This window comes from Arthrobacter sp. 9MFCol3.1 (assembly GCF_000620385.1).
Taxonomy (GTDB): Bacteria; Actinomycetota; Actinomycetes; order Actinomycetales; family Micrococcaceae; genus Arthrobacter.
Map to the genome: position 1 here is coordinate 137,845 of NZ_KK211131.1, position 13,916 is coordinate 151,760.

Here is a 13,916-nt window from a genome sequence, read left to right on the forward strand (position 1 = left end):
GGGCCCGCTGGAATCAATCGGCCGGACCGCTGGCCGCCGCAGGGACGGCCGTCCGGGCAACGGCGGTTTCCGTTGCAGCACCGGCCGCTTCGCTTCCGGCCGCCGCACTTCCGGCCGCCGGGACGGGACGCGCTTCCGGAACGGTGAACCGCGGCAGAAGCAACTGCACCAGGGGGCCGATGGCCAGCGCGTAGAGCACCGTGCCCACACCGACCGAGCCGCCCAGCAGCCAGCCCGCGCCAAGGACCACCACTTCAATGCCGGTGCGGCAGACCCGGACCGGCCATCCCGTCCGCCGGGCGAGGCCCGTCATGAGCCCGTCCCGTGCGCCGGGGCCCAGGCGGGCGCCGATGTAGCAGGCGGAGGCGACGCCGTTGAGCAGCACGGCCCCGACGAGCAGGCCGATCTGGCCGCCCAAATGCGAAAACCGAGGAATCAGGGCCAGCCCGACGTCCGCGAAGACCCCCACCAGCACTGCGTTGCACAGGGTTCCAACGCCGGGCCACTGCCGGAGCGGGATCCACAGCAGCAGCACCAGGAAGCTGACCACAACCACCACCGTACCGAGGCTGAGCCCGGTCCGGGCCGCCAGCCCCTGATGGAGCACGTCCCACGGCGCCGTGCCGAGGCTGGCACGGATGACCATGGCGAGGGAGATGCCGTACAGGGCGAGGCCGATCAGGAGCTGGAGGAGTCTGCGGGTCAACATGGTCTCCATCCTCCACGAAAACTGGCCTTGCAATCCATAGCCAGTTTGAAATACTGGCTCTATGTCCGTCTCACTGACTCCGGGGTCGCTGGCCCGCCTGCTGGGCGAGTGGAACGTCGGCGCCGCCCCCGCTTACCGCGAGCTGGCCGACGTCGTCCGCCTGCTCATCCTCGACGGCCGCGTCGGGCTCGACGTCGCCCTGCCGAGCGAGCGCTCGCTGGCGGCGGCCCTTGGCATCAGCCGCACCACGGTGACAGCGGCCTACGCCCTGCTGCGCGAGCAGGGTTTCCTCAGCAGCGGCCAGGGCAGCCGGAGCCGGAGCTGCATCCCGAGCCAGGGGCCCGGGCATGCCGGCGGCCACGACGGCGCCCTGCGGCTGAGCGGCGCGCCCGGACTGGCCGTGCCGGAGGGCATCCTGGACCTGGCCTACGCCTCCCTGCCCGCCAGCGGCGAAGTGGTGCACCGGGCCTTTGCCGCGGCCCTGACCGAATTGCCGGCCCTGCTGCCGGGCTTCGGCTACGACGCCCTGGGCGTGGGCCCGCTCCGGGAAGCCATAGCGGCCCGGTACACCGCCGCCGGGGTCCCAACAACGGCCGCACAGATCCTGGTCACCTCCGGCGCCCAGCATGCCCTGAACATTGTGCTCCGCACGTTGGCCGGGCGGTCCGGGACCAAGGTGCTGGTGGAACATCCGAGCTACCCGAATGCCCTCGACGCGATCCGGGCTGCGGGCTGCCGCCCGGTCCCGGTGGCCATGCCTGCCGCAACCGCCAGCGGCGCACGCCCCAGCGGCAGAAGCCAAGGCGGCAGAGTCCACAGCGCCCCTGCCCGCAGCGGCCCTGCCCACAACAGCGCAGGCGGCTGGGACCTCGAGGCCATGGAAACGGCGCTGCTGCAGCAGCGGCCCGCGATGGCCTACGTGGTCCCGGACTTCCACAACCCCACCGGCCGGCTGATGCCCGATTCCGAGCGGCGCCGGCTCGTGAAGGCGGCCGCCGCGTCGGGCACTGTGCTGGTGGCGGATGAGACGCTGCGGGAGTTGAACCTCGACGGCGCCGCATCGACCCCCATGGCCGCTTTCAGCCCGGCGGTGGTCTCCCTCGGGTCCCTCAGCAAGTCGCACTGGGCAGGGCTGCGCACCGGCTGGATCCGCGCCAGCGAGCCCCTCATCCAGCGCTTCGCCGCTGCCCGCACCACCCTGGACCTGGGCGGGCCGGTGGTGGAACAGCTCGCGGCGGCACATCTGGTCAACGCCATGACGGAGCCGCTCCCCGCCCGGCTGGCCGCGCTGCGCGAGAACCGGGACGCACTGGTGGAACTGATGCGGACGCACCTGCCGGGCTGGGAGCCCGAATGGCCCGACGGCGGCCTGTCCGTCTGGTGCCGGCTCCCGGCGCCGATCAGCACGGCCCTGGCAGTGGTGGCCCCCGACGTCGGGATCCGGCTCGCCGCGGGGCCCCGGTTCGGCGTCGGCGGCGCGTTTGAGCAGTACTTGAGGTTGCCGTTCACGCTGCCTCCGGAGCATCTGGAGACGGCCGTGCTGGCATTGCGTTCGGCGCAGGACCGGCTGGAGGCCGCGCCGCAGCTTCGCCGCAACCTGTCGGCCCCGCCGGCCGCGGCCATCGCCTGAGACTGGGCGGCCGCGAACCCGACCTGCGACGCGCATGTGCCCTGGCGACGCCCCTTGATTCCTGCGACGCGGATGTGCCCTGCGACGCGCGTTGAATCCTGCTACGCGCATGTGCCCTGGCGACGCCCCTTGATTCCTGCGACGCGCAACGTTTCCTGCGACGCGCCTGTGCCCTGGCGACGCCCGGATCCGGGTATCGCCAGGGCGCATGCGCGTCGCCAGACGGGATCCGCGTCGCAGCGCCTAGGCGTAGACCTTCGCCAGGAATCCTGACCACGCCTGGGCCGTCGCCCCGGCGTCCCCGCTGCCGCTGAAGTCGTGCACGGTCATGCCCACGGGCGCGCCAAAGGCGTTGCGCCCGAAGAAGCGGTACATCGTGTCCGCGGTCCGCAGGCCGAGGAAGTTCTCGTTGGCGAAGTCGACCTCGCCGGTGAGCGGCCCGACGCCGTCGAGCTCCAGCTCCACCGTCTCCCCCTGGGCGGCAGTGTCGACGCCAAGGGCCCTCTTCAGCCGATCGAAGCCGTCCGGGGTCTGTGAAGCGGCGGGTGCCTGGATGTCCGTGAAGACCACGGGCTTGCCGTCGAAGTACTTCAGGTACTGGCCCAGGGTGTGCAGGTAGAAGGCCGTGTGCTTGCTGGCGCCGTCGTACTGTTCATCCCAGTTGTCCGCGAAGATGCCGCTGTGCACATAGTGCAGCCGGGCCCGGCCGCCGTCGAGCGGTTCCAGGACGTGCTCCAGCTGGTTGAACCAGCCGTCGGGACCGTCCATCCGGGACACCAGGTGGGAGGGGTATTCGTCCACGGTCCTGACCGCCGGCCATTGGTCCGTGGGGAACATCCAGGCCGGAGTGTCCTTAGTGACGGCCTCCCATACCCGTTCCGGGGTGCCGGGCAGTTCGGTGTCGTAGACGATTTCAAATTTCCGTTGGTCAGTCATTGTCCTGCTCCTTGGCTTGTCGGTTTGTTTGTCGGTTTGCTTGTGGGCTGGTTTGTGGGTTTGTTGGCGGGCTGGCTGTTTGTGGGTCTGCGTGCGCTTCCTTGCGTTGCGGAGCCTTCAGCGACGGGTGCAGCGCGACGACCAGCCGGTGCTTGCGTCCCTCCGGCCGGCGACCGTGCGGCGCCCCCGGCGAATCTGCCGGGGAACCAGCCGGAGTTGCCGGGAGGTCGCGTCCGCCGTCGTGGTACTTGTCCACGAGCCGGGTCACGGCGAGGCCGAGCTCCTCGGCGAAGGCTGCCCGGTCCGCCGCTGAACGGAAGGTGATCTCGCCGTCGATGGCAAACGTGGCGAGTTTCTGCCTTGCCGCTGCCGCCCCTGCGATCAGCTGCCCCATCTCCTGGACCATGCGGGCGGCGAGCGCCAGCAGCCAGAAGGCGGAAAAGCGGTCCGAGAACCGGTGCGGGTCCGGCGCCACCGAGGCCAGCGCCGCCGGCGAAATTAGATACGACGCCGCCGTCGCCTGCAGGATGCGTTCGGTCACGTTGCCACGCCGCCGCTCCTCGACGAGCTCGACGAGCCCATGCCGTTCGAGTGCTTTGAGGTGGTAGTTCACTTTCTGCCGCGGCAGGCCCACCTTCGCGGCGAGCTGGGTTGCGGAGCCGGGCTCGGCCAACTCGCGCAGGATCCGCGTCCGGATCGGATCCAGCGAGGCCTCAGCTGCGGCCGGATCCTCAATCACTCCAATGTCCAACATGCTTCAAGTCTGCCTGCCGACAATTTTATTTGTCAAGAACTTTTTTCTCGTCGGCTCGCTGGGTGGCGGGTGGGCGTCATCCCGCGAGTTCGCCGGAAGCCTGCAAGGTCGCCGGACCTTTCCGGCGACCTGGCACGGGTCCGGCGAACTGGGCCACGAGGGTCGGGGAGCGAGGGGCGGTCGCGGGGGCGGGGCGGGCGCAGGCGGGTGGGCTGGGGTGCCGCCTCGCGAGTTCGCCGGAAGCCTCCGAAGTCGCCGGACCTTTCCGGCGAACTGGCTCGGGTCCGGCGAACTGAGGCCAAAGGGGGGGGGGAGGGAGGGGCGGTCGCGGGGGCGGGGCGTGGGCAGGGGTGCCGCCTCGCGAGTTCGCCGGAAGCCTCCGAATTCGCCGGACCTTTCCGGCGACCTGGCACGCGTCCGGCGAACTGGGGCTCGCGGGCACGGGAGCGGAGTCCGCGGCTCGCGGGCACGGGAGCGGAGTCCGCGGCTCGCGGGCACGGGAGCGGTGCTCGGGGGCGGTGCTCGGGGGCGGGGCGGAAGAGGCCGGGCCCGTAGAATGGTCAGGTGATGCAATCCCCCCTTCCCGTGCGCGACGGCGTCAACGCGACGCGTCTGCGCCTGCCGGACGAGGGCCCCTGGGAAACCGCGCTGGACTACATGATGCACCGCTGGGGTCACATTGATCCGCAGGGCATCGAGGACCGGTTCGACGCCGGCGAGATCGTCGGCGAGGCGGGGATCGCCCTGGACCGCAGCACGCCGATGCAGGACCACACCTTCATCTGGTACTACCGCACCCTGCCGCCGGAGACCCGGATCCCGGTGGAGCTGGACATCCTGCACCAGGACGATCACCTGCTGGTGGTGGACAAGCCGCACTTCCTGCCCACCACCCCCGGCGGGACGTACATCCAGGAATCGGCCCTGGTCCGGCTCCGGAACCAGCTCGGCCTCCCGGACCTGATCCCCATGCATCGCCTGGACCGCATGACCGCCGGCATCCTGCTGCTCTCCACGAACCCCGAAACCCGGGGCAAGTACCAGGTGCTCTTCGAAAAGCGCCAGGTCCAGAAGGAATATGAGTGCGTCTCCGCCGCGGAGCCCGCACCGGGCCATCCCGCGGTGGACTTCCCCCTGGTGGTGCGGAACCGGATGACCAAGTCCCGCAGCTACCTGCTGGCCGAGGTGGTCGACGGCGAACCCAACGCGGAAACCCGGATCGAGCGGCTGCACACTTTTGACGGTTCCGGCGCGCCCGGCGTCGACGGCGGCCCCCACCGCCGCGCGCTGTACCGGCTGGAGCCGCACTCCGGGAAGACCCACCAGCTCCGTGTGCACATGGCCTCACTGGGCCTCGGGATCGTCAACGATGCGTTCTACCCGGAACTGCTGGACAAGGCCCCGGACAACTACGCCAAGCCGCTGCAGCTCCTGGCCCGCGGGATCCGCTTCATGGACCCCATCTCCGGGAGCCCGGTGGAATACCGCAGCAGGCTGGAACTCAGCGAGGCACGCTAGCAGCTGGAAGTGCGGTACCTTGTGCCCATGGACTTCGGAAATGCGGACAGCTGGGGCGCCGCGATCTATTTCTGGATCTTCCCCTTTGTGGTCGGCGACGCTATTTTCCCGCCCGTCCCCTCGGAAATGCTGGTCATCACCGGCGGTGCGCTGTCCGCGGAGGGCCGCATCAATGGCTTCCTCGTCGTGCTCCTCGCCGCCGCGTCCTCCTGGCTTGGTGATCTTCTCGTCTTCCAGCTCTTCAAGCGCCGGCTGAGCCACGTGCTCGACCGCTGGAAATGGGGCCTGGGGTTCCACGCGGCCGTGCACGCGGCGATCGCGAAAGCCGGCCGGTCCTCCACCTACGGTGCGATCATCGGCCTCCGCTTCATCCCCGGCGGGCGGCTGGCGACGACGGCCGCGGCAGGCATCGCCAACGTCTCCACCCGCGGGTTCAGCCTCTGCGCGGCCCTCGGCGGCCTGCTCTGGGCAGTCTGGTCCGTGGCATTGGGCTATTTCATGGGCTCCGCCACCGGGCTGCCGTTCTGGGCGAGCTCCCTGATCGGCGTCGGCGTCGGGCTGTTGGTCGGAGCGGTCGTGGGGGTGATCGTGACGCGGCGCCGGGGCAGTCCCTCCCCCGTGGAGTCTGCCGCGGTCGACCCGGACGAGGAACTGGACTTTTAGACGCCCGACTTTTTAAACAGGCGCCCAGCGGCCGCGGCTGCGGCGCAGCACGGTCAGCGCACCGGTGAGCGCAACGCGTTCGACGGCGTCGCGCATCATGGCTGCCGACTCCAGCGCCTGGCTGTTTTCGGCGCTGTAGGCGGTGGCATCGACCAGGAAGCGCAGGTTCAGCTGGGGTACGCCCCCGGCGAGCTCAAGCTGGTGCGATTCGACGTGGTGCCGCGTCCCGAGCGCCTCGATGGCCGCGGCCATGACGGCTTCAGGAGCGGTACCCGGCTTGAGCCCGGTGATCTTCAGTCTGGTCTGGAACGACGGCATGGAACAACCCTAGCCGCCCCCGATCCTCCCGCAGATCCTACCCGTTTCACACGGACCCTCCCGCAGATCCTGCCCGTTTCACACGGACCCTCCCGCAGATCCTGCCCGTTTCACACGGACCCTCCCGCAGATCCTGCCCGTTTCACACGGACCCTCCCGCAGATCCTGAGGGAGCGTCGGCGGAAAGACCGCCACACCTGAGGGAGCGTCGGCGGAAAGACCGCCACACCTGAGGGAGCGTCGACGGAAAGACCGCCACACCTGAGGGAGCGTCGGGAGGGGCTACCCTGTGTTGCGCAGCCCGGCGGCGACTCCGTTGACCGTGATCAGCATGGCACGCTGGAGCCGTTCGTCGATCTCGGCCCCGGTCATGCCCTCCGCGGCCTCGGCCCGGACGCGGCGCAGCAGTTCCACCTGCAGGTAGCTGATCGGGTCCAGGTACTGGTCCCGGATCTCGAGGGAGCGCTTCAGGGTGGGCTGGGCATCGAGGATCACGTGCTCGCCGGTGAGGTTCTGGATTTCCTCGACGGTGAGCTCATATTCGGCCCGGATGGCACGGAACAGGTGGTGCAGTTCCGCCGGCACCAGGGTGGAGACGTAGTAGCCGGCAATGTCCATGTCCGTCTTCGCCAGGGTCATCTCAACGTTGGAGAGCACCGAGCGGAAGAAGTGCCAGCCCTCGATCATCTCCTTGAGCTGGGCCGAGTTGCCGGCCTCGCGCGCGGCCTTGAGGCCGGAGCCCACACCGAACCAGCCCGGCACGATCTGCCGCGACTGCGTCCAGCCGAACACCCACGGGATGGCCCGCAGGCCCTCCAGCCCGGCGCCTGAATCGGGCCGCTTGGACGGGCGGGACCCGATGTTCAGGGACCCCAGCTGCTCCACCGGGGTGGACGCCATGAAGTAAGCGGGCAGGTCGGGGTCATCAATCAGGCTGCGGTAGCGCGCAAACGCGGCGTCAGAGACGGTTTCCATGACGTGGCCGTAGCGCACGCGCTGGTCCTCCGAGGTGCGCGGCGTCCGGTGCAGGGCCGAGCCCTGCAGCACCGCGGCCAGGGAGAGTTCGAGGTTTTCGCGGGCCAGTTCCGGCAGGGAGTATTTGTCCGAGATGACCTCGCCCTGCTCGGTGAACTTGATCTCGCCCTCGAGCACGCCGTTGGGCTGGGCCATGATGGCATCGTAGGTCGGCCCGCCGCCGCGGCCCACCGAGCCGCCGCGGCCGTGGAAGAGGCGCACGCGGACGCCGTGCTTGGCGGCCACGTCGCGCAGCTTGCGCTGGGTCTTGTAGATCTCCCACTGGCTCGTCATGACGCCGGATTCCTTGTTGGAGTCCGAGTAGCCGAGCATGATCTCCTGCACGTCGCCGCGGAGCCGGACGAGTTCGCGGTAGGACGCATCGGAGAGCAGCCGGTCCACGATCTCGGCCGAGGCGCGGAGCTCGTCCACGGTCTCCAGCAGCGGCGCGAAGCCGATCTTGGCGTAGGGCGCCTCGCCGAAGAGGCTGACCAGGCCGGCCTCGCGGGCCAGCACGGCCGCGGCCAGGACGTCGTCCGCGCCGCGGGTCATGGAGATGATGTAGGTCTCGATCACGTCGGGACCGTAGGTGCGCAGGGCCCGCCGGATCTCCCGGAAGACGTCGTAGGTGCCGTCGGCGACGCCGTCGAGCTTGATCGGGTGGCCGGAGAGCGGGCGCCGGGACGCGAGTTCGGAGCCCAGCACCTCGAGCCGCTCGGCGCGGCTGAGTTCCGCGTACCGGACACCGGGTCCGCCTAGGCGGTCCATGAGCTGCCCGACGGCGTCGTGGTGGTGGTCGGCGTGCTCGCGGATGTCGAGGGTGGCCAGGTGCAGGCCGAAGGAGGCGATGGCGCGGCGGACCCGGGACAGGGCGCCGTCGGCGGCGAGGGCCGCGTGGTGGTTGCGCAGCGACCGTTCCAGCAGGCCGAGCTCGGCGAGGAGCTCCGCGGTGGCGGTGTAGTCGCGGCCGGGCTCGTGCGCGGATCCGGCCGCGACCCGCCGGCCGGTGTTGATCAGCTTGGCCTTGATGCAGGTGAGTTTGAGCCGGTAGGGCTCCTGGGCGTTCAGCTCGAGGACGCGGCGGTCCAGGCCAGGCAGGTTCCCCAGGTCGACGTCGATCGAGTCCAGGAGTTCCTGGTCCGCCCCGGCCAGCGCGGTCGAGTTCGACAGGATGGAGATGAGCCCGTCGATCAGGCCGATGCTGATCCGTACGGCGTGCTGGTTCTGGATCTGGAGGATTTCGCGGGTGACGGCGGCGGTGACGTTGGGGTTGCCGTCCCGGTCCCCGCCGATCCAGGAGCCGAAGCGGATCGGGGCTTTCTGCGGCGGCAGCGTGACGCCGTGCTCGGCAAGCAGCTCGGAGAGGTCCGAGAGCATTTCCGGCATGGCGTCGCTGAGGATCCCGGTGAGGTAATAGATGGCGTTCCGGGCCTCGTCCACGGGGGTGGGCCGGACCTGGCGCAGCTCGTCCGTCTGCCACATCTGGTCGATCACTTCGGACAGGTGGCGGTCCTGGCGGCGGCGGGCGGACGTGCCCTCGCCCGTGGACTCGGACAGGATGTCCGAGAGCCGGCGGATCTTATCCAGCACGGAGCGGCGCGAGGCCTCGGTGGGGTGCGCGGTGAAGATGGGCCGGACGTCGAGCTCGTTGACGACTTCCTGCAGCACGGAGTTGCCGGCCTGGTCCGCGATCTCCTCCACGGCTTTGGCGAGCCAGCCGTCCTTCTCCTGCCGGGTGCGCAGCCCGCGGACCCGGTGGACCTGTTCGGCGGCGTTCGCCAGGTGGAAGTAGAACGCGAAGGCGCGGACCAGGTCGGTGGCCTGCTCCAGCGGCAGGGAACCGAGCAGTTCGCGGACCTGGGCGACGACATCGTACGAGCTCCACGGCCCGGTGGCGTCGGCGCCGCCGCGGGCGGCTTCCTTGGATTCCTTGGTCAGCAGGCGCACCTGCTCCACCAGGTCCAGGAGTTCGGGGCCGTGCTGGCGGACCAGGGATTCGCCGAGAAGGGTGGAGACCCGGCGGACATCGGCCCGGAGTTCGGCGGCAAGATCGGTGTCGGAATGCATTGCAGTGTCAGCCATGGAAACTATCTTTCGAGGGTTCGACGTGGCTCGTACACTGCGCTGGATACTGTGAGCCTGATTACTTCTTCCCATGGGATGTTACCCGCAGGCACTCCCGGCCGGAATTCCGTCTCAGATAGTGTCGGGCCCCGCCGCGGCGCCATGACGTCTTTTCCCCCGACCCCCAACCAGCCCGCAGCAAGGGCCGTTCTGAACCTCAGAACGACCCCTGCTGCGGGCTTGGCGGGTGAAGCGGTTAGCGCGCGATCTTGAAGTTGAACTCGCCGGTGCCCAGCGCGCCCCAGAGCCGCAACCAGATCGGCAGGATCATTTCCGCGCCGCGGGCACTCGTGATGTCGCCGAGGTCGATCACGTCGCGGTGGCCGAAGCCCTTGAGTATGTCGGTCACGGCCGCCTTGGCGTCGGCGTCATTCCCGGAGACGAACACCGAGTGCTCGCCGCCGGCCACGCGCGCCGGATCCACCATCACTGACGCCGTCATGGTGTTCAGCGTCTTCACCACCTTGGCCTCCGGGAAGGTCCGCTGGATCTGCTCGCCCAGGCTGTCCGTGTTCACCGGGTTCAGCGACGGCGGCATCCCCTGCGAGAAGTCCAGCGGGTTGGAGATGTCCATGATGACCTTGCCGGCCAGGTTTTCGGTACCAGCGGCGGACAGGGCCGCCAGCGAGCCGCCGCCGTTGGTGGCGTTGACGATCAGCTCCGCGCCGGCCGCGGCGTCGGCAAAGGCGGCGACACCGACTCCGGTGTTCGCGGCGTGCCACTGGGCGAACGGCCCGGTGCCCATCATGTCCGGCTCGGTCCGGGCCAGCGTTGCCTGCGGGTCGCGGGTACCGATCACGACGTCGTGACCCAGACCCGCCAGTGCGCCGGCAATCGTGCGCCCGACCATGCCGGTTCCCAGTACTGCAATCTTCATGGTGTCCTCGTTCTGAAGTCGTGGAGTAGACAGGTTCGTCTACGTGTGGCCTCGACGCTATCAGACAGATCTGTCTACGGCAATAAGCGCAGGCCCACGAGCACTCGGCCACCAACGACTGACAAAGTTTGAAATCTGTCAGCTGATTGTTGTATCGTCATTCCATGACAACTTCTACTCTCGGCACCACCCGCACCTTGGGCTCCACCGGTCCCAGCACCGCCGCCATCGGCCTCGGCCTGATGGGCATGTCCGATCTTTACGGCCCCGCCGACGACGCCGAGAGCGTCGCCACCATCCAGGCCGCCCTCGACGCCGGCGTGACCCTGCTGGACACCGGGGACTTCTACGGCATGGGCCACAACGAAATGCTGCTGCGCGACGCGATCCGCGGCCGGCGGCGCGAGAACGCCCAGATCAGCGTGAAATTCGGGGTCCTGCGCGATGCCCGGGGCGGATGGAACGGCGTGGACACCCGCCCCGCGGCCATCAAGAACTTCCTGGCCTACACCCTCCGCCGCCTCGGCACCGACTACGTGGACATCTACCGGCCGGCCCGCCTGGATCCGTCCGTCCCGGTGGAAGAAACCGTGGGAGCGCTGGCCGAGCTCGTGCAGCAGGGCCTGATCCGCCACATCGGCCTCTCGGAGGTCGGCGCCGACACGCTGCGCCGCGCCAACACCGTCCACCCGGTCTCCGACCTCCAGATCGAGTACTCCCTCCTCTCCCGTGGCATCGAGCAGGACATCCTGCCGGCGGCCCGCGAACTGGGCATCGGCATCACGGCGTACGGCGTGCTGTCGCGCGGCCTGGTGTCCGGCCACTGGCCGGCCGCCGGAACCGGGAACCGGCGCGACTTCCGAGCCCACCTGCCCCGCTTCTCCGGCGAGAACCTGCAGCGGAACCTCGAACTCGTCGAACGGCTCCGCGAGATTGCCGACCGCAAGGGCGCGACCGTCGCCCAGCTCGCCATCGCCTGGGTCCTGTCCCGCGGCGAGGACATCGTCCCCCTCGTTGGCGCCCGCCGCCGCGAACGGCTTGCCGAGTCCCTGGGCGCGGTCGATCTGCTCCTCTCCGCCGAGGACCTGGCAGCAATCGAGGCCGCCGTCCCCGCCGACGCGGCCGCGGGCACCCGCTACGACGCCGGCCAGATGGCCATGCTCGACAGCGAACGCCGGTGACCCCTGTGGCCGTCGTCCTGACCGAGGAGCGCATCCTCGATGCCGCCGAGGATGTGCTGCGGCGCTTCGGACCGGCCAAGGCCACGGTGGTGGACGTCGCGAAGGCCCTGGGCGTCAGCCACGGCAGCGTCTATCGGCACTTCCCCACAAAGGTGGCGCTGCGTGACGCGGTGGCCCGGCGCTGGCTGGACCGCCTCGCGGAGCCGCTGGATCCTGCCCGCGATACGGACGGCCCTGCCGCGGAACGCCTGCTCCGCTGGCTCGAACGCCTCGCGGCAATCAAGCAGGGCATGGCACTGAACGATCCCGAGCTGTTTGCCACGTTCGGCCAGCTGACCGCCGAGGCGCGGGAAGTGGTTGCGGCCCACGTTGACCACCTGGCCGCAGCGCTCACGGAGATCATCGCCGACGGCGTCAGCAGCGGCGAACTCGCCGTCCCGGATCCGGTGCCGGCCGGCCGTGCCGTCCTGCACGCCACGGCGCGGTTCCACCACCCGCTGCACGCAGCGGAGTGGGCGGACCCGGCCATCGGGTCCGAGCTGCGGGAAGTCTGGCGGCTGCTCGTGCGGGGCCTTGCCGCCCGCCCGTAGCCGCCTGATCAGCCGGGGGCGGGCCGGAGGTACGTCACTGACGGGGCACGAAGCGATTGGCAAAGCGGCATAGACAGACTTGTCTGTGTACGATTGAGCCATGACCTCGCCAGCAGCAACCGCCCCGCCGGCTGCCCGCACCCCCGCCGGGCACGCCCGGGAGAAGATCCTGGCCACCGCCTTCCGGCTCTTCTACGCGCAGGGCTTCCGGGCGGCCGGCATCGACACCATCATCGCGGAGTCCGGCGTCGCGAAAGCCACGTTCTACAAGTACTTTCCGGCCAAGGACGACCTCATCCTGGCCTACCTGGAGAAGGTGGACGGCGTCTGGACCGGGCAGCTGCACGCCGCCGCCGAGGCCGCCGGCGAGAACCCGGCCGCGCAGCTCGTGGGCCTGTTCGATGCCCTGACGGCCGCCTGCCGGCGCGACGGCTACCGCGGCTGCGCCTTCATCAACGCGGCCGCCGAGTCGGCCGCCGGCACCCGCGTCCACGACCGGACCGTGGCCCACAAGCAGCAGATCCGCGCCTGGATCCGGGACCTGGCCGCCCGCGCCGGTGCCCGGGACCCGGACCAGCTCGCCCGCAGCCTGACCCTGCTGCTGGACGGCGGCCTGGCCAGCGGGGTGCTCGACGGCGACCCGGACGCGGCCGCCGCAGCCGGAACTACCGCGGCCCAACTCGTGGCGGCCAGCCTCAAGACACCGCACGCCCCCAACTGATCCCCTGGAGGTGCCCATGACCGCTCCTGAACCCGGCCCTGGCTCGAAGTCCACACCCGATGCAGCGCAGAACCCGCAACTGGCCCGCTGGCAGCGCTTCCGGACCAGCCGCAATGCGGCCCTTGCCAGCGAGCACGGCTGGCTCACGCTGACCTCCTTCCAGTGGCTCGAAGGCGAGCCGGCCGCCGTCGAGCTCGCCCCCGGCCTCTGGTCCACGGACGGCACCGCTGCCTTCCTCACCGCCGCCGCGTCCGACGGTCTGACCCTCGTGGAAACCGGCGAACCCGTGGACGGGACCATCAGCGCCGTGCTCGCCGACGAAGAATCACTGATGTGGGTCCAGTACGGCGGCGACGACGGCCGCCAGGTGGTGGTGGAGCTCGCCATGCGGGCGGACAAGTACGCCATCCGCACGCGCGACTCCCAGTCTCCGGTGTTCACGGAGTTCGACGGCGTGCCCACCTTCGGCTTCCGCCCGGACTTGGTCATCGAGGCCCGGTTCATGCCCTATCCCGAGCCCGTGGATGTCCCGATCGGCACGGCCAACCCGCTCGTGGACGGGGTCCACCGCTCGGTCGGCGAGCTGGTCTTCCGGCTGCCCGGTACGGACCACGAGTTCCACCTGCAGGCCGAGGAGGAGAAGCTCGGCGCCCTGACGGTGACGTTCCACGACGAGACCAACGGGGAAAGTACGGACGAGTGGCGGAAGGTGTCCACCGCAGGGCCGCGGCCAGACGGCTCCGTCATCCTGGACTTCAACCGGGCCATCAACTACCCCAGCGCCTTCACCCCATACGGCACCTGCCCCATGCCGGTGCGGAACAACAGCCTCGATGCGAAGATCGAGGCCGGCGAGAAGGAACCCGGCCTCTTCTAGGCGG

13 protein-coding genes are annotated in these 13,916 nt (G+C 69.8%); 7 read left to right on the forward strand and 6 right to left on the reverse strand.

Features of this window, described 5'->3' with window-relative positions; genetic code table 11:
• Positions 1 to 13: 13 nt before the first annotated feature.
• Positions 14 to 709, reverse strand: a complete 696-nt coding sequence (yczE, locus tag C560_RS22370; protein WP_231494390.1) for a membrane protein YczE — start codon at positions 707 to 709, stop codon at positions 14 to 16.
• A 61-nt stretch (positions 710 to 770) separates the two neighbouring features.
• Here yczE and C560_RS0118050 point away from each other — a divergent pair, with 61 nt between their 5' ends.
• Positions 771 to 2,339 (forward strand): aminotransferase-like domain-containing protein, encoded by a 1,569-nt coding sequence (locus C560_RS0118050; RefSeq protein ID WP_026539244.1) that lies wholly within the window; start codon positions 771 to 773, stop codon positions 2,337 to 2,339.
• 243 nt (positions 2,340 to 2,582) lie between these two features.
• Here the strand turns inward: C560_RS0118050 and C560_RS0118055 are convergent, their stop codons facing one another.
• Complete coding sequence (locus tag C560_RS0118055) at positions 2,583 to 3,275, reverse strand: SRPBCC family protein (protein ID WP_026539245.1); 693 nt, start codon at positions 3,273 to 3,275, stop codon at positions 2,583 to 2,585.
• The gene (locus C560_RS0118060; RefSeq protein WP_026539246.1) at positions 3,268 to 4,029 is read right to left on the reverse strand and encodes a winged helix-turn-helix domain-containing protein; all 762 of its coding nucleotides are present in this window, start codon (positions 4,027 to 4,029) and stop codon (positions 3,268 to 3,270) included. The genes C560_RS0118055 and C560_RS0118060 overlap by 8 nt, the downstream gene beginning before the upstream one ends.
• Before the next feature lie 567 nt (positions 4,030 to 4,596).
• On the opposite strand from C560_RS0118060, the gene C560_RS0118065 reads away from it, so the two are divergent.
• Positions 4,597 to 5,547 (forward strand): RluA family pseudouridine synthase, encoded by a 951-nt coding sequence (locus tag C560_RS0118065; RefSeq protein ID WP_026539247.1) that lies wholly within the window; start codon positions 4,597 to 4,599, stop codon positions 5,545 to 5,547.
• A gap of 27 nt (positions 5,548 to 5,574) precedes the next feature.
• On the forward strand, positions 5,575 to 6,210 hold the full coding sequence (locus tag C560_RS0118070; protein ID WP_043423400.1) for a DedA family protein: 636 nt from the start codon (positions 5,575 to 5,577) through the stop codon (positions 6,208 to 6,210).
• A gap of 12 nt (positions 6,211 to 6,222) precedes the next feature.
• Here the strand turns inward: C560_RS0118070 and C560_RS0118075 are convergent, their stop codons facing one another.
• The 3 genes from C560_RS0118075 to C560_RS0118085 form a co-directional block, all read right to left on the reverse strand.
• Positions 6,223 to 6,528 carry a hypothetical protein gene (locus tag C560_RS0118075; RefSeq protein ID WP_018774310.1) on the reverse strand — a complete coding sequence of 102 codons (306 nt, stop codon included), beginning with the start codon at positions 6,526 to 6,528 and terminating at the stop codon, positions 6,223 to 6,225.
• 282 nt (positions 6,529 to 6,810) lie between these two features.
• Positions 6,811 to 9,624, reverse strand: coding sequence for a phosphoenolpyruvate carboxylase (ppc, locus tag C560_RS0118080; RefSeq protein WP_026539249.1), 2,814 nt, complete (start codon positions 9,622 to 9,624; stop codon positions 6,811 to 6,813).
• A gap of 238 nt (positions 9,625 to 9,862) precedes the next feature.
• Positions 9,863 to 10,543, reverse strand: a complete 681-nt coding sequence (locus C560_RS0118085; RefSeq protein ID WP_026539250.1) for an NADPH-dependent F420 reductase — start codon at positions 10,541 to 10,543, stop codon at positions 9,863 to 9,865.
• Between the two features lie 164 nt (positions 10,544 to 10,707).
• Here C560_RS0118085 and C560_RS0118090 point away from each other — a divergent pair, with 164 nt between their 5' ends.
• The 4 genes from C560_RS0118090 to C560_RS0118105 all read left to right on the forward strand — a co-directional run bounded on the left by C560_RS0118090 (position 10,708) and on the right by C560_RS0118105 (position 13,912).
• Positions 10,708 to 11,724 carry an aldo/keto reductase gene (locus C560_RS0118090; protein WP_026539251.1) on the forward strand — a complete coding sequence of 339 codons (1,017 nt, stop codon included), beginning with the start codon at positions 10,708 to 10,710 and terminating at the stop codon, positions 11,722 to 11,724.
• Positions 11,721 to 12,314 (forward strand): TetR family transcriptional regulator, encoded by a 594-nt coding sequence (locus C560_RS0118095; RefSeq protein WP_026539252.1) that lies wholly within the window; start codon positions 11,721 to 11,723, stop codon positions 12,312 to 12,314. The genes C560_RS0118090 and C560_RS0118095 overlap by 4 nt, the downstream gene beginning before the upstream one ends.
• Before the next feature lie 100 nt (positions 12,315 to 12,414).
• The gene (locus C560_RS0118100) at positions 12,415 to 13,035 is read left to right on the forward strand and encodes a TetR/AcrR family transcriptional regulator (protein WP_026539253.1); all 621 of its coding nucleotides are present in this window, start codon (positions 12,415 to 12,417) and stop codon (positions 13,033 to 13,035) included.
• Between the two features lie 16 nt (positions 13,036 to 13,051).
• Positions 13,052 to 13,912, forward strand: a complete 861-nt coding sequence (locus C560_RS0118105) for a DUF1684 domain-containing protein (RefSeq protein ID WP_043423401.1) — start codon at positions 13,052 to 13,054, stop codon at positions 13,910 to 13,912.
• Positions 13,913 to 13,916: the final 4 nt, after the last annotated feature.

What these genes read in the sequence shown, in the direction of transcription:
- yczE (WP_231494390.1), bottom strand. Translation starts at nt 709, where the DNA reads ATGTTGACCCGCAGACTCCTCCAGCTCCTGATCGGCCTCGCCCTGTAC.
- C560_RS0118050 (WP_026539244.1), top strand. Translation starts at nt 771, where the DNA reads ATGTCCGTCTCACTGACTCCGGGGTCGCTGGCCCGCCTGCTGGGCGAG.
- C560_RS0118055 (WP_026539245.1), bottom strand. Translation starts at nt 3,275, where the DNA reads ATGACTGACCAACGGAAATTTGAAATCGTCTACGACACCGAACTGCCC.
- C560_RS0118060 (WP_026539246.1), bottom strand. Translation starts at nt 4,029, where the DNA reads ATGTTGGACATTGGAGTGATTGAGGATCCGGCCGCAGCTGAGGCCTCG.
- C560_RS0118065 (WP_026539247.1), top strand. Translation starts at nt 4,597, where the DNA reads ATGCAATCCCCCCTTCCCGTGCGCGACGGCGTCAACGCGACGCGTCTG.
- C560_RS0118070 (WP_043423400.1), top strand. Translation starts at nt 5,575, where the DNA reads ATGGACTTCGGAAATGCGGACAGCTGGGGCGCCGCGATCTATTTCTGG.
- C560_RS0118075 (WP_018774310.1), bottom strand. Translation starts at nt 6,528, where the DNA reads ATGCCGTCGTTCCAGACCAGACTGAAGATCACCGGGCTCAAGCCGGGT.
- ppc (WP_026539249.1), bottom strand. Translation starts at nt 9,624, where the DNA reads ATGGCTGACACTGCAATGCATTCCGACACCGATCTTGCCGCCGAACTC.
- C560_RS0118085 (WP_026539250.1), bottom strand. Translation starts at nt 10,543, where the DNA reads ATGAAGATTGCAGTACTGGGAACCGGCATGGTCGGGCGCACGATTGCC.
- C560_RS0118090 (WP_026539251.1), top strand. Translation starts at nt 10,708, where the DNA reads ATGACAACTTCTACTCTCGGCACCACCCGCACCTTGGGCTCCACCGGT.
- C560_RS0118100 (WP_026539253.1), top strand. Translation starts at nt 12,415, where the DNA reads ATGACCTCGCCAGCAGCAACCGCCCCGCCGGCTGCCCGCACCCCCGCC.
- C560_RS0118105 (WP_043423401.1), top strand. Translation starts at nt 13,052, where the DNA reads ATGACCGCTCCTGAACCCGGCCCTGGCTCGAAGTCCACACCCGATGCA.